This is a genomic window from Syntrophaceae bacterium, assembly GCA_013177795.1.
Taxonomy (GTDB): Bacteria; Desulfobacterota; Syntrophia; order Syntrophales; family UBA2192; genus UBA2192.
On the sequence record JABLXY010000001.1, the window covers coordinates 554,209 to 577,601 of the forward strand.

Consider the following 23,393-nt stretch of genomic DNA (forward strand, 5'->3'; position numbering starts at 1 on the left):
ATTCGCCCGGCACAAAAGACTTGATTTTTCGGCGGTCTCTGTCAGAATTCTTCACTCCGGTACGGGTGTCGATTGCAGCCGGAATGAATGAAGCGGCTATCAACAACTTTTCCAAGGAGGCCCCCCATGATCAGCATGAGAGACGCAAAGGATGTGCAGAAGTTCGTCAAGGAGAAAAATGTCAGCTTCATTCAGTTCTGGTTCACCGACGTCCTCGGGAAGCTCAAGTCCTTCAGCGTGACCCCTTCGGAACTCGAGGAGGGCCTTGCGGAGGGCATGGGGTTCGACGGCTCCTCCATCGAGGGGTTCGCCCGCATCGAGGAGAGCGACATGATCGCCCTGCCGGACCCCAAGACGTTCCAGCTCATCCCCTGGCGCCCCAGCGACCGCCCCGTGGCGCGGATGTTCTGCGACATCATGAACCCCGACGGGACGAACTACATGGGTGACCCCCGGTACGCTCTCAAGCGGATCCTCGCCAAGATCGCCAAGCAGGGCTACACCTACTACGTGGGCCCCGAGCTCGAGTTCTTCTACTTCGCCAACGACTCGGAGGCCGAGATCCTCGACCAGGCCGGCTACTTCGACGGCCTCCCCGTCGACCGGGGCACGGACCTGCGCCGTCAGACGATCTTCGCCCTGCAGAGCATGGGCATCCGCGTGGAGTACAGCCACCACGAGGTGGCCCCGAGCCAGCACGAGATCGACCTCCGCTACCTCGAAGCCCTCGAGATGGCCGACACGGTCATGACCTACCGGGTGGCCGCCAAGGAGATCGCCCGGCAGAACGGCGTCTACTGTACCTTCATGCCCAAGCCGATCTTCGGCCAGAACGGCAGCGGCATGCACGTTCACCAGTCCATCTTCAAGGGCAACAAGAACATCTTCTTCGACGCCAAGGACCCGTACCACCTGTCGCCGTTCGCAAAGAACTACATCGCAGGGATTATGCGGCACGCCCGCGAGATCACGTGCGTCACGAACCAGTGGGTCAACTCCTACAAGCGGCTGGTGCCCGGCTACGAGGCGCCCGTCTACGTCGCCTGGGCGCGGCGGAACCGCTCGGCCATGATCCGCGTGCCCATGTACAAGCCCGGCAAGGAAAAGGCGACACGCATCGAGTACCGCGCGCCGGACCCGGCCTGCAACCCCTACCTGGCCTTCGCGGTCATGCTGGGCGCGGGCCTCAAGGGCGTCGAGGGCAAGTATCCCCTGCCCGAGCCGGTGGAGCACGACATCTTCGAGATGGACGAGAAGGCCCGCGCCGAGGCCGGGATCACCTCCCTGCCCGGCAGCCTCTGGGAGGCCCTCGAGGAGACCAAGCAGAGCGTGCTGGTCAACGAGGTCCTGGGCGACCACATCTTCGGCAAGTTCGTCGAGAACAAGAAGAGGGAGTGGGACATGTTCCGCACCCACGTCACCGATTTCGAGATCAACCGGTACCTGCCGATGCTGTAAACGGCAAAGGGGGCAGCCCGGCGGGCTGCCCCTTTTTTCACATCCCTTTTTAGAGAGAACCGCCATGCACCTGCTGAAGAAGAAGCCTCGGGCCCTGCTCGTCCTGGAAGACGGGAGCGTCTTCCGGGGATTCGCCTTCGCCCACGCCGGGCAGTCCATGGGCGAGGTCGTCTTCAACACGGGGATGACGGGCTACCAGGAAATCCTCACGGATCCCTCCTACAAGGAGCAGATCGTGACGATGACCTATCCCCTCATCGGCAGCTACGGGGTCAACCCCGAGGACATGGAGTCCTCGAAGATCCACCTCGAGGGGTTCATCGTCAAGGAGTACCAGCCGCACCCCAGCAACTGGCGCAGCCGCATGACCCTGAAGGAGTTCCTCGAGGAACATCAAACGCTCGGCGTCGAGGGCATCGACACGAGGGCCCTCACGCGGAAGATCCGCCTGGCGGGCGCGATGAAGGGCATCCTCTCGACGGAGACCGACGACACGGGGCTCCTGCTCGACCGTGTCCGGGCCTACCCGGGCCTCGTGGGCCGGGATCTCATCCCCTTCGTGACGTGCGAGAAGCCCTACCTGTGGAAAGACAACGGGCCCCGTCCCATCGAGCAGCTGGACAGGACGAAGTCGCGCCTGCGCGTCGTCGTCATCGACTGCGGCGTGAAGTACAACATCCTGCGCAACCTCGAGAAGCGGAGCTGCGAGGTCGTCGTCGTCCCCTGCCGGGCGACGGCCCCCGAGATCCGGGCCTACGAGCCCGACGGCGTGCTGTTGAGCAACGGCCCCGGCGACCCGGCCACCCTGCCCTACATCGTCGACACGGTGCGCGAACTGCTGGGCCGGACGCCCATCTTCGGCATCTGCCTCGGGCACCAGATCCTCGGGCAGGCCCTCGGCGGCAAGACGGCCAAGCTCAAGTTCGGCCACCACGGCATCAACCAGCCGGCCAAGAACGTCACGCGCAACCGGGTCGAGATCAGCTCCCAGAACCACGGCTTCACGGTGCTGCCGGAAACCCTCGGAAACCGGGTCGTGACGACGCACGTGAACCTCAACGACGGCACCCTCGAGGGCCTCTTCGTGCCGGAGAAAAAGGCCTTCAGCGTCCAGTACCACCCCGAGGCGTCGCCCGGGCCTCAGGACGCCGAGTACCTCTTCACCGAATTCACCGAACTCATGCTCAGAGAGAAGCGCAGCGATGCCTAGGCGGACGGACCTCAAGAAAATCCTCATCATCGGCTCCGGGCCCATCATCATCAGTCAGGCCTGCGAGTTCGACTACTCGGGCACCCAGGCCTGCAAGGCCCTCAAGGAGGAAGGCTACGAGGTCATCCTCATCAACTCGAACCCCGCGACCATCATGACGGACCCCGAGACGGCCGACCGCACCTACGTGGAGCCCATCACCCCCGAGGCCGTGGCGAAGATCATCGAGAAGGAACGGCCCGACGCCATCCTGCCCACCCTCGGCGGGCAGACCGGCCTCAACACGGCTGTGGGCGTCGCAAGGCTCGGCGTGCTGGAGAAGTACGGCGTGGAGCTCATCGGCGCCTCCCTGGAGGTCATCCACAAGGCCGAGGACCGCGAGAAATTCCGCGACGCCATGGAGAGGATCGGCCTGCGGGTGCCCCGAAGCGGCTTCGCGCGCAGCATGGCCGACGTCCACAGGGTGGCCGACGAGATCGGCTTCCCCATCATCATCCGCCCCTCCTTCACCCTCGGCGGCACGGGCGGCGGGGTGGCCTACAACCGCGAGGACCTCGCCGACATCGCCAAGCAGGGTCTCGACGCGAGCCTCATCGGCGAGATCATGCTCGAGGAGTCCGTGCTCGGGTGGAAGGAGTATGAGCTCGAGGTCATGCGCGACCGGGCGGACAACGTCGTCATCATCTGCTCCATCGAGAACTTCGACGCCATGGGCGTGCACACGGGCGACTCCATCACGGTGGCCCCCGCGCAGACGCTCACCGACGCCGAATACCAGGCCATGCGCAATGCCGCCATCGCCATCATGCGCGAAATCGGCGTCGAGACGGGGGGCTCCAACGTCCAGTTCGCCGTGAACCCGGCAACCGGCGAGATGGTCGTCGTCGAGATGAACCCCCGCGTGTCGCGCTCGTCGGCCCTGGCCTCGAAGGCCACGGGCTTCCCCATCGCCAAGATCGCGGCGAAGCTCGCCGTGGGCTACACCCTCGACGAGATCCCCAACGACATCACCCGCGAGACGATGGCCTCCTTCGAGCCCACCATCGACTACGTGGTGACGAAGATCCCGCGGTGGACCTTCGAGAAGTTCCCCGAGACGGAGGACCTCCTCACGACGTCCATGAAGTCCGTCGGCGAGACCATGGCCATCGGACGGACGTTCAAGGAGTCCCTCCAGAAGGCCGTCCGGTCCCTCGAGATCGGCCGCTTCGGCCTGCTGCAGCAGCTGCCGCCCGACATCGAGAGCGCCGAGGAGTTCCTCATCCCCAAGCTCACGACGCCCAACTCCCTGCGCCTGTTCTACATCGCCACGGCCATCCAGTGCGGCATGCCCATCGAGGACATCGCGAGGTACACGTATATCGACCCCTGGTTCCTGCATCACCTGAAGGAAATCGTCGAGGCCGAGAACGCCTTCCGCGTCCTGTCGCCCTCGGCCGAGGTGCTGCGCGAGGCCAAGGCGCTCGGGTTCTCCGACCGCTACCTGGCGCAGCTCTGGAACCGGACGGAGCGGGAGATCCGTGACCTCAGGGCCAGGGCGAAGGTGACACCCGTCTACAAGCTCGTCGACACCTGCGCCGCCGAGTTCGAGGCCTTCACGCCCTACTACTACTCCACCTACGAGACCGAGGACGAGTCGAGGCCCTCGGACAGGAAGAAGGTCGTCATCCTGGGCGGCGGCCCCAACCGGATCGGCCAGGGCATCGAGTTCGACTACTGCTGCGTCCACGCCTCCTTCGCCCTGCGCGAGGAGGGCTACGAGAGCATCATGGTCAACTCCAACCCCGAGACGGTCTCGACGGACTACGACACCTCCGACAAGCTCTACTTCGAGCCCCTGACCCTGGAGGACGTCCTGCACATCGTCCGGAAGGAGAATCCCATCGGCGTGATCGTCCAGTTCGGCGGGCAGACGCCCCTGAACCTGGCCCGCGGGCTGGCCGAGGCGGGCGTGCCCATCCTGGGCACCTCCTCGGAGGCCATCGACCGCGCCGAGGACCGGGAGCGTTTCGGCGACATCGTCCGCAAGCTCAAGCTCAACCAGCCCGACAACGACACGGTGACGGACGTCGAGGCGGCGCTGCAGGCGGCCGAGCGGATCGGCTACCCCGTTCTCGTCCGGCCCTCCTACGTCCTGGGCGGCCGGGCCATGGAGATCGTCTACGACGCGGCGACCCTGCGCCAGTACATGGAGCGGGCCCTTCTGATCTCGCCGGAGCACCCCATCCTCATCGACAAGTTTCTCGAGGACGCCGTGGAGCTCGACGTGGACGCCATCAGCGACGGCAAGGACACCGTCATCGGCGGCATCATGGAGCACATCGAGGAGGCGGGCATCCACTCGGGCGACAGCGCCTGCGTGCTGCCGCCGTTCTCCTTCTCCGAGGATCTGCTGAAGTCCATCGAGAAGCAGACGCGGATGCTGGCCCGTGAGCTCGGCGTCGTGGGCCTCATGAACATCCAGTACGCCGTCAAGGACGGCGTCCTGTACTGCCTCGAGGTCAACCCCCGCGCCTCCCGGACGGTCCCCTTCGTGTCGAAGGCCATCGGCGTGCCCCTGGCGAAGCTGGCCACGAAGGTCATGCTCGGGAAATCCCTCCGGGAGCTGGGCTTCACGAAGAAGGTCGTGCCGAAGCACATCTCCGTGAAGGAATCCGTGTTCCCCTTCAACCGCTTCCCCAACGCCGACATCATCCTGGGCCCCGAGATGAAGTCAACGGGCGAGGTCATGGGCATCGACCGCTCCTTCGGGATCGCCTTCGCCAAGTCCCAGATAGCCGCCGGCTTCAGCCTGCCCCGGAAGGGGACGGTCTTCATCAGCGTCCACGACGTGCACAAGGACAGGATGGTCCCCATCGCACGGGACCTCAAAGAAATGGGCTTCCGGGTCCTTGCCACGCGGGGCACGGCTGCCTATCTTAAGGCAAGGGGAATCGCCTCCGAGGCGATCTGCAAGGTGAGCGAGGGCCGCCCGCACGTCGTCGACTTCATCAAGAACGGGGACATCCATCTCGTCATCAACACCGGCATCGGCCGCCGGTCCTCCATGGACGCCTACCACATCCGCCGAGGGGCCCTCACGTACAACATCCCCTACACGACGACCATAGCCGGCGCCAGGGCCGTCTGCGAGGCCATCGGGGCGCTGCAGAAGGAAGAATGGCAGGTCTGCCCGCTGCAGGAGTATTATCAAACAGGCTCGAGGCGCAAGGCAAAAGGCAGGAAGTGACAAGGGAAGCCTGTATGGGTCACAACCCGTTCGTTGAGGACAGGCCGCGCGAGGAGTGCGGCATCTTCGCCGTGCACGGCCACGAGCAGGCGTCGCGGCTCGCCTACTTCGGGCTCTTCGCGCTGCAGCACCGCGGCCAGGAGAGCGCCGGCATCACCACGGCCGACGGCAGGACGGTGCACGAGCACAAGGGGATGGGGCTCGTGTCCGAGGTGTTCCACGAGAACACGCTGCAGAAGCTCCGCGGGCACATGGCCATCGGGCACGTCCGGTACTCCACGACGGGCTCCTCCACGCTCTCGAACGCGCAGCCCTTCCTCGTCCACCATGCCGGCGAGCCCTACGCCCTGGGTCACAACGGCAACCTCATCAACGCCCAGCAGCTCCGCTCGCAGCTCGAGAAACAGGGCTCCATCTTCCAGTCCACCATGGACAGCGAGATCGTCGTGCACCTCATGGCCCACCACCTGCGCAACGGGTTCGATGAGGCGCTCGTCAAGGCGCTGGGCAGGGTGAAGGGGTCCTACTGCATCGTGATGCTGACGAAGGACAAGGTCATCGCCGCCCGCGACCCACGGGGTTTCAGGCCCCTGTCGATCGGCAAGCTCGGCGAGGCCACCGTCATCGCCTCGGAGACGTGCGCCTTCGACCTGCTCGGCGCCGCGTACGTCAGGGACGTGGAGCCCGGAGAGATCGTCATCATCGACAGCGCCGGGATGCGGAGCCTCAAGCCGTTCCGGCAGGTCCGGCCCGCGCACTGCATCTTCGAGCTCGTCTACTTCGCGCGGCCCGACAGCCAGATCTTCGGCCAGAACGTCTACCTGTGCCGCAAGCGCTTCGGGCACCAGCTGGCCCGCGAGTTCTGCCCCGAGGCGGATTTCGTCATGCCCTTCCCCGACTCGGGCAACTACGCGGCCCTCGGCTATGCCGAGGAGAGCCGGCTGCCCTTCGAGATGGGCATGATCCGCAACCACTACGTGGGCCGCACGTTCATCCAGCCCTCCCAGGCGATCCGCGACTTCGGCGTGCGCGTGAAGCTCAACCCCGTCAAGCCCCTCCTGCAGGGAAAGCGCGTCATCATCGTCGAGGACTCCATCATCCGGGGCACCACGAGCCGCAACCGCATCCGCAACCTCCGCCAGATCGGGGTGAAGGAGATCCACATGGCCATCAGCTGCCCCCCGACGCGGCATCCCTGCCCCTACGGCATCGACTTCTCCTCGAAGGGGGAACTCGTGGCGGCGGAGAAGGGAGAGGTCGAAGCCGTGCGGCGCTTTATCGGCCTCGACTCCCTGTACTACCTCAGCATCCAGGGCATGGTCGAAGCCACGCAGATGGACCCGAAGAGCTTCTGCCTGGCCTGCTACTCCGGCAAGTACCCCATCCCCGTCGAGGAGGAGCTCGACAAGTTCTGCCTGGAGGACCGCCTGTCCTGCGAACCCCAGCAGGACGACCTGCCCTTCTTCTCCTGACCGCCGGGCACTCTGCCTCTTTCAACAGGACGCATGGCTACCTTCCGCCCGTCCCGTGTTTCTTCCTCATCGCGTCCCCACTGTCAGGGTTTCGCAGTACCCGCGTCGCCTCCGGCATGCAAAGGGCTTGACCGGGCCGGCAATCGGGGCCGCAAAATGTCCCCTCGCCCCGTTGCTCAAGCGGCATGAGCAAATGCAGGGACCTGCGGATGCGCCTGCAAGTCGGCCTGCGCCGGTTGTCCTCTGACCGATGCGGGAAACCGCCCTCCTGCGGCGCCGCGCATGGCGAATTCGATCACTGAACTGTGACCTGTTTCATCGAAATACACATTTTTGTGCAAGCCTGTGCTAATTATACATTATTGTATAGTTCATCATTGCCCGCACATATTCTAAGTAACCGATATAGTTGAATATTATTGTTGGCCAAGGACTTGCAAAAACAAGGGCATCTCATTTCGGGGGAGAAGGAAAATCATGGCTCCACAGATCAACACGGGCGATACGGCTTGGATTCTGGTCTCCTGCGCTCTTGTTCTCATGATGACGCCGGGCCTCGCGTTTTTCTATGGCGGCATGGTCCGCAGGAAAAACGTCCTCTCCACGCTGACCCTGAGTTATATCTTCATGGCCCTCATCGGGGTGCAGTGGGTGGCCTACGGGTATTCCTTGTCTTTCGGTTCGTCGATCGGAGGTCTCATCGGCGGGCTCAATTACATCGGCTTCCAGGGCGTCGATGCCGCGCCCAACCCGGATTACGCCAAGACGATCCCGCAAGGCCTCTTTGCGGCCTTCCAGATGATGTTCGCCGTCATCACGCCCGCCCTGATCACGGGCGCCTTCGTGGAGCGCGTCCGCTTCAAGAGCTTTCTGCTGTTCAGCCTGCTCTGGGCGACCCTCGTCTATGATCCCCTCTGTCACTGGGTCTGGGGTCAGGGTGGGTGGCTGAAGAACCTAGGCGTCCTCGATTTCGCCGGCGGCACGGTGGTCCACATTGCAGCCGGCTTCTCGGCCCTGGCCTTTGCGCTGGTCATCGGGCCGCGCAGGGGCTTCGGCACGGCCCCGATGGAGCCCAACAACATCCCCCTGACCGTCCTGGGAACGGGGCTGCTCTGGGTGGGCTGGTTCGGGTTCAACGCGGGCTCCGCCCTGGCGGCAAACGGCCTCGCCGTGAACGCCCTGCTGACCACCAACACCTCGGCGGCCGCGGCAGGCCTGGTCTGGATGATCCTCTCATGGCTGGACGGCAGGCCCAGCACGCTGGGGATCGCCACGGGGATGGTCGTCGGCCTTGCCGCAGTCACCCCGGCCTCGGGGTTCATCACCCCGCTGTCCGCCATGCTGGTCGGGGCCGTGGCGGCGCCTCTGTCCTACTACGCGATCCGCTTCCGCGACCGCAGGAAGCTGGACGAGTCGCTGGACGTGTGGGCCTGCCATGGCATCTCGAGCACCTGGGGGATGATTGCCGCGGGGCTCTTCGCCACCGTGTCCGTCAACAGCGACGGCGCCAACGGCCTCTTCTTCGGAAACCCCGGGCAGATCGGCATCCAGCTTCTCGCCGTCGCCGTCACCATGGTGTTTTCATTCACGGTGACGTACGTCCTTGCCCGGGCGCTCAACGCGAGCATCGGCCTGAGGGTCAAGCCCATGGAGGAGGAGGTCGGTCTGGACATCAGCTCCCACGGGGAGAGATCCTATTCCTAGACCCGGACGCCAGGGAAGACTTCCACCGGCCGTCACCCGCCAGCACCAAAGGGAGGAGAACATGCTGAAGAAAGTCGAAGCCATCATTCGTGAAGACAAGGTCAACGACGTCGTGGATGCCCTCAAGGCGATCGGCATCGTCGGCCTCAATACCTTCGAGGTCAGGGGCCACGGCCGCCAGGGAGGCATACAGCTGGTGGGCCGCGCGGGAACCTACCAGGTGAACATGCTGCCCAAGATCCAGGTCAACATCGTGCTGAGCGACAGAAACCTCGAAGCCGCCATCGAGGCGATCCTCAAGTCGGCCTACACGGGGGAACCCGGCGACGGTCTCATTTTCGTCACGCCCGTGGAAGAGGTCATCCGCATACGGACCCGCGAGCGCGGACAGGACGCCATGATGTACCCCGGCGACATCGACGAGAGGAAGAAGCGCAGCGCGGGCTGAAGGCCTGATTTCGCACGCGCCCCGGACCATGAGGCAGGGCGGCCACGGCCCTGCCTCTTTTTTTTGACTGCACAAGGAAACATCCGGACAGCCCTCCCGTTTCGGCGAGTTCCCAAGAGCGCCGCGGCCCGCGATGGCAGGCATTTTCGCGGGCCATTTCACTCATATTTGTTCTCATCGTTATATTATAACCATATTTGTTTAATTCGAAATAATATCATACATATTTGTATTTTTAATAAATTCCGGCTACGGACCTGAAAAGATAAATATCATTATATATCAATGAATTACACATTCTCTGGGCCTCTGGCACCCAACTTGCGTTATCTTTAGTCAGCATTAATGAAATCTCTTTCCAGGAGGTAACAAACATGAACTCGGGTGACACGGCTTGGGTGCTCGTCTCATCGGCACTCGTTCTCCTCATGACCCTGCCCGGCCTGGCATTCTTCTACGGCGGCCTGGTGCGGAGAAAGAACGTCCTTTCCATCCTGATGCAGTGCCTGATCATCCTCTGCGTTATCACGCTCCAGTGGGTGCTCTACGGCTATTCGCTGACCTTCGGCCCCGATGCCTTCAAGGGGATCATCGGCGGCCTCGAATGGGCGGGCCTCCGGAACGTGGGTGGGCAGCCGAACGCCGACTACGCGGCCACGATCCCGCACTATGCCTTCATGATCTTCCAGTGCATGTTCGCCGTGATCACGCCGGCGCTCATCATCGGGACCTACGCCGAGCGGATCAAGTTCTCCGCGTTCCTGGCCTTCACCGTTCTCTGGGCCACTTTCGTCTACAACCCCCTCGGGCACTGGGTATGGGGGATGGGCGGCTGGCTCCGCGAGCTCGGCGCCCTCGACTTCGCCGGCGGGATCGTCGTGCACACCAGTTCCGGCATCTCGGCCCTGGTGCTCGCTATCCTGATCGGCCGGAGAATCGGCTACGAAACGAGGACCTTCACCCCGCACAACCTGCCCTTCACGGTCCTGGGGGGCGCCCTGCTGTGGTTCGGCTGGTTCGGCTTCAACGCGGGCAGCGCCCTGGCGGCCAATGACCTTGCGGCGAACGCCTTCGTGACCACGACCGTGGCCACCTCCGCCGCGGGACTGACCTGGGCCGTCATCGAGTGGGTGCAGCACAAGGCCCCGACCGCCTTGGGCGCGGTCTCGGGCGCCGTGGCGGGCCTTGTCGCCATCACGCCGGCATGCGGGTTCGTGAACCCCATGAACGCCATCTTCATCGGCGCCCTCGCGAGCGTCTTCTGCTACATCGCCATCGCCAAGGTGAAGTCCTTCTTCAAGTACGACGATTCGCTGGACGTCTTCGGCATCCACGGCGTGGGCGGGATCTGGGGAACCCTGGCGACGGGCCTCTTCGCGGAAAAGGCAGTCAACGAGGCCGGCGCCAACGGGCTTTTCTTCGGCAACGCCGATCTCTTCCTGACCCAGTGCATGCTCGTGGCGGTGACGATCACGTTCGCAGCGACGATGACCTGGGCCATCTTCAAGCTCGTCGACACCCTGCTGTGTGTCCGAGTGGAAAAGACCAAGGAGATCGTCGGCCTGGATCTCACGCAGCACAGCGAGTCGGCCTACACCCTGGTCGACTAGGAGGAGCGAGCCATGAAATACATCATTGCCATCATCAAGCCGCACAAGCTGGACGACGTGATGAATGCGCTCGAGGAGATCGACGTGAACCTGATGACCGTCTCCAACGTCCTCGGCAGGGGGAGGCAGAAAGGCGTCACGGAAGTCTACCGGGGCGCAAAGGAAGCGGGGAGCCTCCTCAAGAAGGTGAAGCTCGAGATCGCCGTCAACGAGGATTTCGTGGAGCCCACCATCCAGGCCATCAGCAAGAGCGCCAGGACGGGCGAGATCGGGGACGGCAAGATTTTCGTCCTGGACCTGCCGGACGTCATCCGGATCCGCACCGCGGAGCGCGGCAGCCAGGCGATTGGATGAAACGATAGCATCAGGCATCAGGCATCAGGCTTCAGGCATCAGGCGAAGAGACCGACCCTTCGCCGGGTGTCTGGAGCCTTTGCCCGATGACTCATTCGCTGGTTTCGACATGAAGCGCGAAAAGGCAAAACATTCGACCGTCAATCTGAAAGTACGCGTAGATGCCTATGAACGGGTCCTGGTCCTGGAGGCGCTCAGGAAAGCAAGGGGCAACCAGAGCCGCGCCGCCGTCATCCTGGGCACTTCGCAGCGCATCGTGAACTACAAGATCAAAAAGTACGGAATAGACGTAGGCATGTTTCGGCGCCCGGACTCCGCGCCGCCCGGGTGAAATTCCTTTTGCGATATTGTCGGCTGCAGACCCGGTTATACATTTTTGTGTAAATTCCCATCACCCCGCCAATCCTCGAGAGCACGAATTCCCAAGCCAAGTCGGCCGGTTGGACAATATCAACCCCCTGGCACCCCTATTGCTCCTGAACTGGGGAGCCGCGAGCCGAACGAAGGCGTCCCTTCATCGGAACATCCGGCACGTGAACGCAGACGCGGACTTCGATAAGATAAAATGGTGTGTCCACCTGCCGTTTGGGTGTATAGGGGAATCCAGGGCACCGTGCGGCCCCGGGCCTTCCGAGGCCGCCGGCGTCGTCCGAATCTCGAATGAGAGGAATGCCATGGTCAAGGCCATCATCACAGGTGTGAGCAGCAAGATGGGGGCGAGGCTCATGCAGTTCGTGCAGGAGACCGACGGCATCGAGCTTTTCGGCGCCGTGGATACCAAGGGAAGCCGCTACGTCGGGCAGGACGCGGGCGAGATCAATCACCTGGGCTTCTTCGGTGTGCCCGTCGTCGACGATCTGCGGGACTGCATCAAGAACAGCTGCGTGGTCATCGATTTCACGGACAAGGAGTCCTCCCTCGTCCACCTGAAAATTGCAGCCGAGTTCAAGACATCCATGGTCATGGGGACCATGGGGTTCATGCTTGACGAGATGGAGCGCATCCGCGAGCTGACGAAGAAGACGCGCTGCGTCCTCGTGCCGAACGTGAGCCCCGCCCTCTTCAGCGAGATGGGGGCCGGCGTGGAGCTGATCTACCGCTCCTTTATCCGGGACACCTTCGCCCGCGAGGCCATCGCCGCCGCGAAGTGGATCGTGAAGCAGAAGAACGGCCTCTACGACATGCAGGACGTCCTGGGCCTGAAGTAAGAAGAAGTTGAGAGGATGGGAAGGTAAGAAGGTCGGATAACCTGTCCGGTTCCAGCACGTCAGCCTCTCATCCAATCTTCTCACCTTCTCACCTTCTTACCCACTTACCGTCTATTGCCAGCACAGCGGGCGCAACGCGCCCGGCCCATGCAGGTCCCCTTCCAACCCTCCTTGCGCCTTGCATCGCTCCGGCGGTGCTCCTCCGAGAAAAATGCTGGACGCCCCGGACGGCAAGCGGTATAAACACGGGTCAAAACACGACGGAGGTGGAATCATGAAACGAGCATTCCTGTGCGTCGCGGCCGTCATGCTCGTCCTCGCTCTGGCACACGGGGACGACGCCCTGGCACAACGGAAGACCTTCCTCACGCTCTCGTCGGGCAGCCCCGGGGGCGTCTATTACCCGCTGGGCGGCGGCATGGCGGTCATCATCGAAAAGACCGTGGAAGGGTTCCGCTGCGCATCGGAATCGACGGGCGCCTCCGTCGAGAACAGCCGTCTCGTCGGCAACGGCGAATCGGACATGGGCATGGTCATGGGCAGCATCGCCTACAACGCCGTGGAGGGCAAGGACCCCTTCAAGGAGAAGCTGCCCCTCGTGGCCCTGTTCCAGATGTACCCCGCCCCGGAGCACATCGTGACGACGAAGCAGTCGGGGATCAAGTCCATCAGGGACCTCAAGGGCAAGAAGGTATCGATCGACGTGCCCGGCAGCGGCTGCGCCAACATGGCCCGGATCATCCTCGAGGAGCACGGCTTTGTGCTCAACAAGGACGTGACCATCGCGAATCTCTCCCAGAACGAGTCCGTCCAGGCCCTCAAGGACGGTGTCGTCGACGCCGTATTCTTCAACTTCGCCTACCCCGGCGCCGCGGTCCTCGACCTGGCGGCCTCGCGGGACATTGTCCTGATCCCCATCGAAAAGGCCATGGCCGACCGCATCATCAAGAAGCACCCCTACTACATCCGCATCGCCATCCCGGCCAAGACCTACCCGGGGCAGGACCGTGAAATCCTCTGCCTCGGCGACTCCAACGTGCTCGTGGCCAACAAGAAGATGCCCAATGACGTTGCCTACAAGATCACCAAGGCGATCTTCAGCAACGTCAAGGAGGGCAAGTATGCGCTCGTCAACATCCACCCGATCGCCGCGCAGCTGACGCCCGCGAACGCCGTCAACAGCCCGATCGCCCTGCACCCGGGCGCCGTGCAGTACTTCAAGGAAATCAAGGCACTCAAGTGATGTCCCGGGGCCCGGCCGGTTCGACACCGGCCGGGCTTTCCCTGCCCATGGTCCGACGGCTCGCCATCGCCGCTCTCGCGGCGGCTTTCTGGATGCCTCTCCCCGCCCGGGCGGCGGAGTGTGCGCCGGGCTTTATCTTCGAAATCGTGCGCCACCCGGAGGGCCGCCTTTTGTGGCAGCTGCCCGTGGCGCCGGGAGACCTCCTGGTGCTCGACTACACGCACTCATCCGACGGGACCCCCGTGCGGGACATCGTCCAGGTCGGGCAGGACGGCCACCTGGTGATCCTGGAAGAGCAGTACATGTGGTATGGATCGGGGCTGGAATCGCACCCGCAGGCCGCCATCTCCTTCGAGGGGGAGCGGACGCGGGTCGCGGTGAACCGGCGTCTGCCGCATTTGCTGATCCGGGTCGGACGCGTCTCGAACCCGGTGATCCGATGCGGCGACGCGGGGGTCGCCCTGGCGGACCTGGCGCCGGGCGGGAGCCTCCTTCAGATGCGCCTCATGAAACGGTAGGATCGACATCGCATGGCGGAGATCGAAAAAACGCTGCAGCACGAATTCGAGGAAGAGAGGAAGCGCGGGCAGGAAATTCTCGAGAAGTTCGAGCGCGTCCGCACCTACAGCGGCCCGGCCGGTGTTTTGCTCGCGGCATTCGCCGTCGCCGCAAGCCTCTACCATCTCTACTACGCCTACGCGCACCCCTTCTTCGCCCTCGATCACCGGGCCCTGCACTGGTTTTTCATGTCCATCCTCATCTTCGCGCTCTACCCCCTGTCGAAGACGCGCTCGCCCTGGACCCGCATGTCTGTCCTCGATGCGGTCCTCATGATCGCTTCGGGCGCCATCTGCGTCTGGCTCTTTATCGAGTCGACGCCGATCATGAACCGGGCGGGTTCCTACGCGACCCTGGACGTGGTCATGGGAAGTCTGTTGGTCCTGATCGTCCTGGAGGCCTCGAGACGCTCGACGGGCCTCTCCGTCACGCTGATTGCCGTGGTATTCATCCTCTACGCCCTGCTCGGCCCCTGGCTGCCCGACGTCATCTCGCACAAGGGCTACAGCATCAAGCGCCTCTCGACCTACCTCGCGCTCTCCACGGATGGGATCTTCGGGGTCCCGATCGGGGTCTCGGCCAACTTCATCCTGCTGTTCATCCTGTACGGGACGCTGCTGCGCAAGACGGGGGCGGGCGAGTTCTTCACGGACATCGCCTTTGCCCTCACGGGGTGGACGCGGGGCGGCCCGGCAAAGGCGGCCGTCGTGTCGAGCACGTTCTTCGGCATGATCTCGGGAAGCTCCGTGGCCAACACGGTCACGACGGGATCGTTCACGATCCCCCTGATGAAGAGGACGGGGTATCCTGCACACTTCGCCGCGGGCGTCGAGGCCTCGGCATCGACGATGGGGCAGATCATGCCGCCCGTGATGGGCGCCGCCGCGTTCATCATGGCGGAGTTTCTCGGCATCCCCTACTTCAAGGTCTGTGTCGCCGCGTTCATCCCCGCGACGCTCTCCTTTTTCGCCACGTTCATGCAGGTCCATTTCCGGGCCGTCTCGCTCGGCCTCCAAGGGCTGCCCAAGTCCGAGCTGCCGAGCATCCGCCATACCCTGATCCGGGGCTGGCACCACCTGTTCTCCGTCTTCGCCCTCATCGCCTTCCTCATGGAGGACTATTCGCCGGAGCGGGCCGTCTTCTGGGCCATCGCCGTGACGATCCTCACGTCGCTGCTTATGACGATCGCAAGGAAGGAGTCCCTGAAGGCGTTCGGCCTGTCCATTCTCGACGGGCTGAAGGAAGGCGCGATCGGGTCGGTCCAGGTCGCCGCCGCGTGCGCTGCGGCGGGGATCATCATCGGGAGCATCACCATGACGGGGCTGGGCCTGAAGTTCTCGTCCTTCGTCGTCGACGCCGCCCAGGGCCACCTGTTCCTGGCCCTGCCCTTCACCATGATCGCCTGCCTGTTCCTGGGCATGGGGGTCCCGACGACGGCGCAGTACATCATCATCACCTCCCTGGTGGCGCCGGCGCTCGCCGAGATGGGGGTCCTCGCCATCGCCGCACACCTCTTCATCCTCTACTTCGGCACCCGGGCCGACATCACGCCCCCCGTCGCCCTGGCGGCGTATGCCGGGGCGGGGATCGCCCAGTCGGATCCGTGGAAGACGGGGCTTGCGGCCTTTCAGCTCGGCATCGCGGGCTTTATCATCCCCTTCATGTTCGTTTATGCACCGGAATTGCTGATGATCGGGAGCTGGCCCGGCATCTTCCTGGCGGTCTGCACGGCGATACTCGGCGTCGTGTGCCTCGCGGCCGCCGTGCAGGGCTGCCTGATGATCCCGGCTGTGTGGCACGAGAGGATCGCCCTGATGGCGGCCGCCCTGCTCCTGATCAAGCCGGGATGGATGACGGATCTTGCCGGGCTGATCGTCTTCCTGCTCGCCCTGCTCTCGCAGACGCTGAGGAAGAGGAGAGACGGCGGGCCGCCTGCGCAGGGCCAAGCCCGGCAGGCGTGACATCGAACCGAATTCCCATGTCGAGAGAGCGGCCGCAATGCCCGTGCTGCCCGAAGAGCCCCTGATCTACGAGATCAACGCCTGGGCCTGGCTCGAAGAATTGAGCCGCAGGCGCGGAAAGCCCGTCACCCTGGCGACCGTCCCGCCGGAGGAATGGGAAGCCGTCGCCTCCCTCGGTTTCGATGCCGTCTGGCTCATGGGCGTCTGGCGCAGGAGCCCCGCCGGGGCGAGGCTGGCCCGGGGCCTGCCGCCGCTCCTCGAGGAGTGCCGCAGGATCCTGCCGGACTTCACACCCGACGATATCCCGGGATCCCCTTACTGCGTGCGTGCCTACACCGTGGACGAGCACCTCGGGGGCCCCGACGGGCTCGCAGCGGCGCGCAGGGCCCTTGCACGATGCGGGCTCGGCCTGATCCTGGATTTCGTGCCGAACCACGTGGCCCAGGACCACGACTGGGTGCGGGAACACCCCGAGTTCATGATCCAGGGCGACGCAACGGACCTGATCCGGGCGCCGCGGGAGTTTTTCCAGTCGGGCGGACGGGTCTTCGCATGCGGCCGTGACCCCAACTACCCCCCCTGGCAGGACGTGGCCCAGCTCAACGCCTTTCACCCCGGGCTCCGGGAAGCGGCTGCCGGGGCGCTGCTGGGCGTCGCGGACCAGTGCGACGGGGTGCGCTGCGACATGGCCATGCTCCTCATCAACCGCATCTTCCGCATGACCTGGGGAGAACGCGCCGGCAGGGAGCCCCGGGAGGAATACTGGCCCGAGATCATCGGCACCGTCCGCAAGCGCCGGCCGGGCTTCGTCTTCATCGCCGAAGCCTACTGGGACCTGGAGCGGGAGCTCCAGCAGCAGGGTTTCGACTACTGTTACGACAAGCGCCTCTACGACAGGCTCCTGCACGAGTCAGCCGAGGCAGTCCGACTTCACCTCTCCGGCGAGGCCGCATACCAGCGCGGGCTGCTGCGCTTCATCGAGAACCACGACGAGGCGCGGGCCGCATCGGCCTTCGGTCCCGCGAGGGGGAGGGCCGCCGCGGTCGTCATTGCAACGCTGCCGGGCGCGAGGCTGTTTCACGACGGCCAGCTCGAAGGACGTACAGTGAAACTGCCGGTCCAGCTCGGCCGCAGGCCCGACGAGGCCCCGGATCCCTCCCTGCGGGGCTTCTACGGTGCGCTCCTCCAGGCCGTGCGCAGCGCGGCACTGCGCGGCGGCGCATGGGCACCCTGCGAGATCTCCGGCTGGCCCGACAACCAAAGCTGCGGGAACCTCGTTTCCTGGAGATGGCAAACGGCAGACAGGCGCACCCTCATCGTCGTGAACCTGTCGGGCGTCCCGTCCCAGGGGCGCGTCCGGATGCCCGGCCTGATGCTTGCCGGACGCACCTGGCGACTGATGGATTTGATGTCAGGGGATGTCTTCGAGAGGGACGGCGATGAAATGACGGACCCGGGGCTGTTTGTGGACCTGCCGCCGTGGGGCTACCATTTCCTGGAGTTCTGAGGTGTGCAGCGGACGCTTCCTTGCCTTTCGCCTTTCGCCTTTCGCCTTTCGCCTGTCCCTTACCACACCTCCCGCACCTTCACGCCGTTGCCGGAGAGGTATTCCTTGAGTTCGGCGATCGTGTAGGTGCCGTAATGCACGATGGAGGCGATGAGGGCCGCGTCGGCCTTTGCCTTCGTGAGGACGTCGAGCAGGTGCTCTTTCCTGCCCGCCCCTCCCGACGCGATAACGGGGATATTTACATTCGTCGCGATCAGGTGCGTCAGATCCAACTCGTAGCCGTCGAGGGTCCCGTCGGCGTCGATCGAGTTCAGACAGATCTCGCCGGCTCCGAGGCTCTCGGCTTCCTTCGCCCACCAGAGGGCGTCGATCCCCATGCTCTTCCGGCCGCCCTGGATGACGATCTCGTAGCCCGATGGGATCCTCGCGCTTCTCTCGACCCTCTTGACGTCCATCCCCAGGACGATGCACTGGCTTCCGAACGCCACGGCGCCCTCGGAGATAATGCCCGGGTTCTCCACGGCCCCGGAGTTGACGCTGACCTTTTCCGCTCCCGCCAGGATGACCCTGCGCATGTCCTCGAGGGTCCGGATGCCCCCGCCCACCGAGAAGGGGATGAAGATCGTCTCGGCGACGCGCTGCACCACGTCGATCATGATGTCCCGCCCCTCCGACGAGGCCGTGATGTCGTAGAAGACGATCTCGTCGGCCCCCTGCTCATAGTAGCGGCGCGCCGCCTCGACCGGGTCGCCGATGTCGACGTTGCCCTTGAACTTGACCCCCTTCGTGAGCTTGCCGTCCCGCACGTCGAGGCAGGGAATGATGCGCTTACTGAGCATATCGGCCATCCCAACGGCTGAAGTTTTCCAGGATCGCGAGGCCGAAGCGCCCGCTCTTCTCGGGGTGGAACTGGACCGCGACGAGATTGCGTCTCGCTATGGCCGAGGCAAAGCGGATCCCGTATGCCGTCTCGCCGGCCACGTCATCACCGTTCCGCGGTGCGGGGTAATAGGAGTGCACGAAGTAGAACTCGGCGTTCTCCGGCAGGCCGGCGAACACCGGGTGGCCGCGCCGGAAAGCGACACGGTTCCACCCCATGTGGGGGATCTTGAGGGGGTCGCCCCCCTCGCGCATGTCCGCGGGGAAGCGCCTGACTGCGCCGGGGATGATCCCCAGGCAATCGGTCCGGTTGTCCTCCTCGCTGTATTCGAAGATGACCTGCGTGCCCAGGCATATGCCGAGCAGCGGCTTTCCGGAGTCGAACAGCCCGCGGATGCAGCGGTCCAGCCCCGTTTCCCGGAGATTCCGCATGGCCTCCCCCGCGGCGCCGACGCCGGGGAAGACGACCCGCTCGGCGCTGCTCAGGACATCGGGGCGGTTCGTGATGACGCAGGGAACGCCGAGGCTCTGGAGGGCGCGGGCGACGCTCGTCAAATTGCCCGCCCGGTAGTCGACGATGGCGATCATGACCGTATCGATTCCTCGTATTGACGATGACGGACTATAGCGCAAGAGAACCGGAAAATCAATGCCCGCGGGCATTTTGGGGGAAAAAAACCTTGACCCGTCCATTCTGAGCGGATAAAATTTCATAGGGGATTTTTTCTCGGGTCGCGATTCACTGCCCGATCGATGCACCTTCCTCCCCTTGGCCTGCGCGTTGTTTGCCCTTTCCGCACCCGATCCCCGCGGTCACCGGTCCCCCGGGCGTAACGATCCCGTAACCCGTTTCAACGATCAGATTCGAAAGGAGGTCCGGCCATGCTGCAGAATCACGATTACAACCTACTCGAAACGATCACGATCATCGCCCGAAGCATCTACCGGTACGACACGTACATGAAGGACCTGGACAAGGTGAAGTGCGAAACCTGCCGGAAGCTCTGGCAGGAGTTCCATGAGCAGAGGAAGAGGGAACTGGCCATGCTCCTCGAGGAGCTGCGCTCCCATGTCGAAGGCGGGATGATGACGATCGAGAAGACCTGAGGGCAGGCGCCGGGGGTGGCAAGGCGCATCCCGTGCCGTGCGCCGCAGGCCAGGCATGTGGCGGGTCCGCATCAGCTCTCCGAGAGCTCCCGGATCCGGTCCACGTCTTCCTTCCGGGCCACCAGGGTCCGGTTGCCCGAACGCACGACGACGAGGCCTTCGACGCCGATCAGGGCCACCGTCTCTTCCGGAATCTCGCAGAAGACGAGGTTGCCCGCGGCGTCAAGGGCCTTCAGCCGGCCCCTGAAGGCGTTTTGACCTGGATCCGAGGGAAGCAGATCGCGCACGGCAAGCCAGCCCCCCACGTCCCTCCAGGAAAACCGGGCGGATACGCAGCGCAGCGGGGTCCGGGTCTTCTCCATGACCCCGTAGTCGATGGAAATGGGGCGGATGGCGGAAAAGGCCTTCTCGAGGGCTTCCTGCCACTGCGGGGTCCCGTCGGACCCGCCGAGCGGCTCGAAGGCATCGGCGTGCCCCGGCAGCCAGGTCCGAATCTCCCGCAGGATCGCCGAGGCCCTCCAGACGAACATGCCCGAGTTCCAGAGGAAACGCCCCGAGTCCACGTAGCGCCGGGCCGTCTCGAGATCGGGCTTTTCCTTGAATCGCCGGAGCTCGAAATGCTCGATGGCGCCGTCGGCCGCGAGGGCGGCACCGGTTTCGAGATAGCCGTAGACCGTGGCCGGGTAGGCCGGCCGGATCCCGAAGGTGTAGAAAACGTCGGCGGCGGCGACCTGCCGGGCCGCCGAGACCAGGTCCTGCTGAAAGAGATCCGCCGGCTCGATCAGGTGATCGGCCGTCAGCGTCAGGATGATGCTGTCGCCGAAACGCTTGCGCACCAGGACGGCCGCAAGCGCGACGGCGGCCGCCGTGTCGCGGCGGAGCGGCTCGCCGATGACGTGACCGGCCGGCAGCTCCGGGAGCTGCTGCCGGGCCAGCTCGACATGCGCGGCGTTGGTGAGGAGCAGGATCCGTCCCGGGTCGACCAGTCCCCGCAGCCTGTCAAAACTCATCTGCAGGAGGCTTCGGTCGCCCTGCAGGGTGACGAACTGCTTGGGCCTCTCAGGGGTGCTCAGCGGCCAGAACCTCGTCCCCATGCCCCCGGCCATGATGACGGCCACAAGACCCTTTTCCAGATCGGACATCCCCGCCTCCCGTCCCCGCATCCCTCAGTCCCTTGAAGCCCGGCCGTAATCGTCTTCGAAGCGCTCGATGTCGCTTTCGTCGAAGGCGTCTCCGGTCTGGATCTCCACGATCACCAGTTCCGTCTCCCCCGTGTTCATGACCCGGTGCAGCGAGCCCCTCGGGATGTCGACGGACTGCCCCCTTCGCAGGGTGCATTCCCCGCCGTCGACCGTCATCCGCGCCTCCCCGGAGATGATCACCCAGTGCTCGTCCCGGTGGCGGTGCCTCTGCAGGCTCAGCCGCTTCCCCGGGTAGACGACGATCCGCTTGAGCTTGTGGTGCGCATCCTCCGAAAGGACGCTGAAGTACCCCCAGGGGCGTTCTTCCTTGTGCTGCGAACCCATCACGGAATCATCCCTGACGCTCTTGTACCGCCCGGTGTACGGAGCCGGACGCACGCGGAGACGGTAACACATTTCGGGAAGCAGCACCACCCTGTTTTGACTGGACTTTCCTACACGGCTGTGGAAAGGTGACCGTAATTCCGCACCCGTGGAAAGGAACGCGCCATGAAGATCCTCTTTGCTGCGCCCGAGAAGGCCTGGGGCGGGGTCCTCGGCCTGCTTCGAGAGGCCCTGCCGGAGCACGAATTCGTGGCCCTCGGGCATTTTGCACCCGAAAGCCTCAAGGGGTATGATGTCGTCATCCCGACGATGTCCCGCATCACGGGGCCGCTTCTCGACGGGGCGGACCGGCTGCGCCTGGTCCAGCAGGTCGGCTCCGGGCTGGAAGGGGTCGACATCGAGGCGGCAAAGAAGAGGGGCATCCGGGTTGCCAACGTCCCGACGGACGCCTGCGGCAACGCCGATTCGGTGGCGGAGCTGGGGATCTATCTCATGATCGGGCTGGCACGGAACGCCCGGGGCATGGCGGCAAGCTTTGCCGACCGGAAGATCGGAGAGCCGCGCGGAACGACCCTCATGGGGAAGACGGCGGGGATCGTGGGCCTGGGGGGCATCGGGAAAGCCCTGATCCGGCGGCTGCGCGCACTGGACATGAAGCTCGTCGGAATCAAGCGGGACGCCTCCGGCGCATCCGCCGCGGAGATGGGCCTGGACTGGGTGGGAGGCCGCGGGGATCTCGAGCGGCTTCTCGGCATGTCGGACTTCGTCGTTCTTTGCCTGCCCCTCACCGCGGAGAGCCGCAATCTGCTCAATGACAGGACGTTCGCCGCCATGAAGCAGGGCAGTTTCCTCATCAACCTTTCGCGGGGAGGCCTCGTTGACCGGAATGCCCTCGAACACGCGCTCGCCGCAGGCAAAATCGCCGGTGCGGGCCTCGACGTGTTCTGGGAGGAGCCGGTCGACCCGGCCGATCCGATCTTCCGGCACAACGTCGTCGTGACCCCGCACGTCGGCGGTTCGACGGACATCTCCATCGGGGGCATCGCCAGGATCGTGGCCGACAACATCCGCCGGGCCGCCGAGGGGCAGCAGCCCCTCTACGCGAAGTAGGCGGACGCCTCCCGGTTATTTCGGCAGGTTCGCCTCCGCGAACGCCCAGTTCACGAGCCGGTCGAGAGACGCTTCCACGAAATCCTTCCGGCGGTTCTGGTAGTCGAGGTAGTATGCGTGCTCCCAGACGTCGATCGTCAGCAGCGGCTGAAGCCCCCGCGTGATCGGGTTCTCGGCGTTCGGGGTCTTGACGACCTTGAGCGTCTTTCCATCCGCAACGAGCCATGCCCAGCCGCTGCCGAACTGGCCCAGGGCCGCCGCGAGGAACTCCTTCCGGAAATTTTCGTAGCTCCCGAAATCCCGGTCGATCCGCCTGCCGATCTCGCCGGCCGGCCTGCCGCCGCCCCCGGCCTTCATGCCGTTCCAGTAGAACGTGTGATTCCAGACCTGTGCGGCGTTGTTGAAGACGGCCTCCTGCCCGTGACCCGATGCGGAGGCACGGATCACCGCCTCGAGGCTCATCTTCTCGTAGGGGGTGCCCTTGACGAGGCCGTTGAGGTTGTCGAGATAGCCCCGGTGATGCTTGCCGTAGTGAAACCCCACCGTCGCGGCCGAGATGACCGGGGCCAGGGCGTCCTGCGCATAGGGCAGCGGCGGCAGTTCGAAGGGCCCCTTCGCCTGTGCCGATGCCCCCGAGGGGGCCGCGACAGGCGATAACGCCATCAGGGCGCATCCCGCCAGGGACGCGCGCATGAATTCACGCCTCGTGAGTCCGCCCGCTGTGACCCGCTCTTCCATGGCAATCCTCCTGTTCGGTTCGTTCCGCGCACCGGCCCGGCCTCCACGTCATGCTAGCAGAATCGGCCGGG

The 23,393-nt window shown here is 64.4% G+C and carries 21 protein-coding genes; 16 read left to right on the top strand and 5 right to left on the bottom strand.

What is annotated here, in order from left to right; genetic code table 11:
* Window positions 1-126 precede the first annotated feature (126 nt).
* The 14 genes from HPY67_02550 to HPY67_02615 all read left to right on the top strand — a co-directional run bounded on the left by HPY67_02550 (window position 127) and on the right by HPY67_02615 (window position 17,962).
* The gene (locus HPY67_02550) at window positions 127-1,458 is read left to right on the top strand and encodes a glutamine synthetase (protein ID NPV03593.1); all 1,332 of its coding nucleotides are present in this window, start codon (window positions 127-129) and stop codon (window positions 1,456-1,458) included.
* 64 nt (window positions 1,459-1,522) lie between these two features.
* The gene (carA, locus tag HPY67_02555; protein NPV03594.1) at window positions 1,523-2,668 is read left to right on the top strand and encodes a glutamine-hydrolyzing carbamoyl-phosphate synthase small subunit; all 1,146 of its coding nucleotides are present in this window, start codon (window positions 1,523-1,525) and stop codon (window positions 2,666-2,668) included.
* Window positions 2,661-5,897 (top strand): carbamoyl-phosphate synthase large subunit, encoded by a 3,237-nt coding sequence (gene carB / locus HPY67_02560; protein NPV03595.1) that lies wholly within the window; start codon window positions 2,661-2,663, stop codon window positions 5,895-5,897. The genes carA and carB overlap by 8 nt, the downstream gene beginning before the upstream one ends.
* A 14-nt stretch (window positions 5,898-5,911) precedes the next feature.
* The gene (locus tag HPY67_02565; GenBank protein NPV03596.1) at window positions 5,912-7,369 is read left to right on the top strand and encodes an amidophosphoribosyltransferase; all 1,458 of its coding nucleotides are present in this window, start codon (window positions 5,912-5,914) and stop codon (window positions 7,367-7,369) included.
* A 477-nt stretch (window positions 7,370-7,846) separates the two neighbouring features.
* Window positions 7,847-9,073, top strand: coding sequence for an ammonium transporter (locus HPY67_02570; protein ID NPV03597.1), 1,227 nt, complete (start codon window positions 7,847-7,849; stop codon window positions 9,071-9,073).
* Between the two features lie 64 nt (window positions 9,074-9,137).
* Window positions 9,138-9,521 (top strand): P-II family nitrogen regulator, encoded by a 384-nt coding sequence (locus tag HPY67_02575; protein NPV03598.1) that lies wholly within the window; start codon window positions 9,138-9,140, stop codon window positions 9,519-9,521.
* Window positions 9,522-9,895: 374 nt separating this feature from the next.
* Complete coding sequence (locus HPY67_02580) at window positions 9,896-11,131, top strand: ammonium transporter (GenBank protein NPV03599.1); 1,236 nt, start codon at window positions 9,896-9,898, stop codon at window positions 11,129-11,131.
* 12 nt (window positions 11,132-11,143) lie between these two features.
* Window positions 11,144-11,485, top strand: a complete 342-nt coding sequence (locus HPY67_02585; GenBank protein NPV03600.1) for a P-II family nitrogen regulator — start codon at window positions 11,144-11,146, stop codon at window positions 11,483-11,485.
* 109 nt (window positions 11,486-11,594) lie between these two features.
* Entirely contained in the window at window positions 11,595-11,816 is a 222-nt protein-coding gene (locus HPY67_02590) for a hypothetical protein (protein NPV03601.1), read from the top strand.
* Between the two features lie 343 nt (window positions 11,817-12,159).
* Window positions 12,160-12,693, top strand: a complete 534-nt coding sequence (locus HPY67_02595; protein ID NPV03602.1) for a hypothetical protein — start codon at window positions 12,160-12,162, stop codon at window positions 12,691-12,693.
* A gap of 274 nt (window positions 12,694-12,967) precedes the next feature.
* A complete protein-coding gene (locus HPY67_02600) occupies window positions 12,968-13,936 on the top strand; it encodes a TAXI family TRAP transporter solute-binding subunit (GenBank protein ID NPV03603.1) in 969 nt (322 codons plus the stop codon).
* Window positions 13,937-13,983: 47 nt separating this feature from the next.
* Window positions 13,984-14,454: a DUF1850 domain-containing protein gene (locus HPY67_02605; GenBank protein NPV03604.1), complete on the top strand. Its 471-nt coding sequence runs from the start codon at window positions 13,984-13,986 to the stop codon at window positions 14,452-14,454.
* Between the two features lie 12 nt (window positions 14,455-14,466).
* Window positions 14,467-16,455, top strand: a complete 1,989-nt coding sequence (locus tag HPY67_02610; protein ID NPV03605.1) for a TRAP transporter permease — start codon at window positions 14,467-14,469, stop codon at window positions 16,453-16,455.
* Window positions 16,456-16,492: 37 nt separating this feature from the next.
* The gene (locus HPY67_02615) at window positions 16,493-17,962 is read left to right on the top strand and encodes an alpha-amylase (GenBank protein NPV03606.1); all 1,470 of its coding nucleotides are present in this window, start codon (window positions 16,493-16,495) and stop codon (window positions 17,960-17,962) included.
* A 59-nt stretch (window positions 17,963-18,021) separates the two neighbouring features.
* On the opposite strand, the gene hisF is transcribed toward HPY67_02615, so the two are convergent.
* Both hisF and hisH read right to left on the bottom strand, forming a co-directional pair.
* Window positions 18,022-18,801: an imidazole glycerol phosphate synthase subunit HisF gene (gene hisF, locus HPY67_02620; protein NPV03607.1), complete on the bottom strand. Its 780-nt coding sequence runs from the start codon at window positions 18,799-18,801 to the stop codon at window positions 18,022-18,024.
* The gene (gene hisH, locus HPY67_02625) at window positions 18,791-19,429 is read right to left on the bottom strand and encodes an imidazole glycerol phosphate synthase subunit HisH (protein ID NPV03608.1); all 639 of its coding nucleotides are present in this window, start codon (window positions 19,427-19,429) and stop codon (window positions 18,791-18,793) included. Before hisH ends, hisF begins: the two co-directional genes overlap by 11 nt.
* 294 nt (window positions 19,430-19,723) lie before the next feature.
* Here hisH and HPY67_02630 point away from each other — a divergent pair, with 294 nt between their 5' ends.
* Complete coding sequence (locus HPY67_02630; protein NPV03609.1) at window positions 19,724-19,948, top strand: hypothetical protein; 225 nt, start codon at window positions 19,724-19,726, stop codon at window positions 19,946-19,948.
* 71 nt (window positions 19,949-20,019) lie between these two features.
* Here HPY67_02630 and HPY67_02635 read toward each other — a convergent pair whose 3' ends face one another.
* Window positions 20,020-21,090: a mannose-1-phosphate guanylyltransferase gene (locus HPY67_02635; protein NPV03610.1), complete on the bottom strand. Its 1,071-nt coding sequence runs from the start codon at window positions 21,088-21,090 to the stop codon at window positions 20,020-20,022.
* A 24-nt stretch (window positions 21,091-21,114) separates the two neighbouring features.
* Window positions 21,115-21,474: a phosphomannose isomerase type II C-terminal cupin domain gene (locus HPY67_02640; GenBank protein NPV03611.1), complete on the bottom strand. Its 360-nt coding sequence runs from the start codon at window positions 21,472-21,474 to the stop codon at window positions 21,115-21,117.
* Between the two features lie 165 nt (window positions 21,475-21,639).
* Between HPY67_02640 and HPY67_02645 the strand changes: the two genes are divergently transcribed.
* Window positions 21,640-22,584: a lactate dehydrogenase gene (locus HPY67_02645; protein ID NPV03612.1), complete on the top strand. Its 945-nt coding sequence runs from the start codon at window positions 21,640-21,642 to the stop codon at window positions 22,582-22,584.
* A 15-nt stretch (window positions 22,585-22,599) separates the two neighbouring features.
* Here the strand turns inward: HPY67_02645 and HPY67_02650 are convergent, their stop codons facing one another.
* Window positions 22,600-23,322 carry a superoxide dismutase gene (locus tag HPY67_02650; GenBank protein ID NPV03613.1) on the bottom strand — a complete coding sequence of 241 codons (723 nt, stop codon included), beginning with the start codon at window positions 23,320-23,322 and terminating at the stop codon, window positions 22,600-22,602.
* Between the last annotated feature and the right edge of the window lie 71 nt (window positions 23,323-23,393).

Bases quoted from the DNA above. Each gene is read 5' to 3' on its own strand.
- HPY67_02550 (NPV03593.1), top strand. From the start codon at position 127: ATGATCAGCATGAGAGACGCAAAGGATGTGCAGAAGTTCGTCAAGGAG.
- carA (NPV03594.1), top strand. From the start codon at position 1,523: ATGCACCTGCTGAAGAAGAAGCCTCGGGCCCTGCTCGTCCTGGAAGAC.
- carB (NPV03595.1), top strand. From the start codon at position 2,661: ATGCCTAGGCGGACGGACCTCAAGAAAATCCTCATCATCGGCTCCGGG.
- HPY67_02565 (NPV03596.1), top strand. From the start codon at position 5,912: ATGGGTCACAACCCGTTCGTTGAGGACAGGCCGCGCGAGGAGTGCGGC.
- HPY67_02570 (NPV03597.1), top strand. From the start codon at position 7,847: ATGGCTCCACAGATCAACACGGGCGATACGGCTTGGATTCTGGTCTCC.
- HPY67_02580 (NPV03599.1), top strand. From the start codon at position 9,896: ATGAACTCGGGTGACACGGCTTGGGTGCTCGTCTCATCGGCACTCGTT.
- HPY67_02585 (NPV03600.1), top strand. From the start codon at position 11,144: ATGAAATACATCATTGCCATCATCAAGCCGCACAAGCTGGACGACGTG.
- HPY67_02590 (NPV03601.1), top strand. From the start codon at position 11,595: ATGAAGCGCGAAAAGGCAAAACATTCGACCGTCAATCTGAAAGTACGC.
- HPY67_02595 (NPV03602.1), top strand. From the start codon at position 12,160: ATGGTCAAGGCCATCATCACAGGTGTGAGCAGCAAGATGGGGGCGAGG.
- HPY67_02600 (NPV03603.1), top strand. From the start codon at position 12,968: ATGAAACGAGCATTCCTGTGCGTCGCGGCCGTCATGCTCGTCCTCGCT.
- HPY67_02605 (NPV03604.1), top strand. From the start codon at position 13,984: ATGGTCCGACGGCTCGCCATCGCCGCTCTCGCGGCGGCTTTCTGGATG.
- HPY67_02610 (NPV03605.1), top strand. From the start codon at position 14,467: ATGGCGGAGATCGAAAAAACGCTGCAGCACGAATTCGAGGAAGAGAGG.
- HPY67_02615 (NPV03606.1), top strand. From the start codon at position 16,493: ATGCCCGTGCTGCCCGAAGAGCCCCTGATCTACGAGATCAACGCCTGG.
- hisF (NPV03607.1), bottom strand. From the start codon at position 18,801: ATGCTCAGTAAGCGCATCATTCCCTGCCTCGACGTGCGGGACGGCAAG.
- hisH (NPV03608.1), bottom strand. From the start codon at position 19,429: ATGATCGCCATCGTCGACTACCGGGCGGGCAATTTGACGAGCGTCGCC.
- HPY67_02630 (NPV03609.1), top strand. From the start codon at position 19,724: ATGCTGCAGAATCACGATTACAACCTACTCGAAACGATCACGATCATC.
- HPY67_02635 (NPV03610.1), bottom strand. From the start codon at position 21,090: ATGTCCGATCTGGAAAAGGGTCTTGTGGCCGTCATCATGGCCGGGGGC.
- HPY67_02640 (NPV03611.1), bottom strand. From the start codon at position 21,474: ATGGGTTCGCAGCACAAGGAAGAACGCCCCTGGGGGTACTTCAGCGTC.
- HPY67_02645 (NPV03612.1), top strand. From the start codon at position 21,640: ATGAAGATCCTCTTTGCTGCGCCCGAGAAGGCCTGGGGCGGGGTCCTC.
- HPY67_02650 (NPV03613.1), bottom strand. From the start codon at position 23,322: ATGGAAGAGCGGGTCACAGCGGGCGGACTCACGAGGCGTGAATTCATG.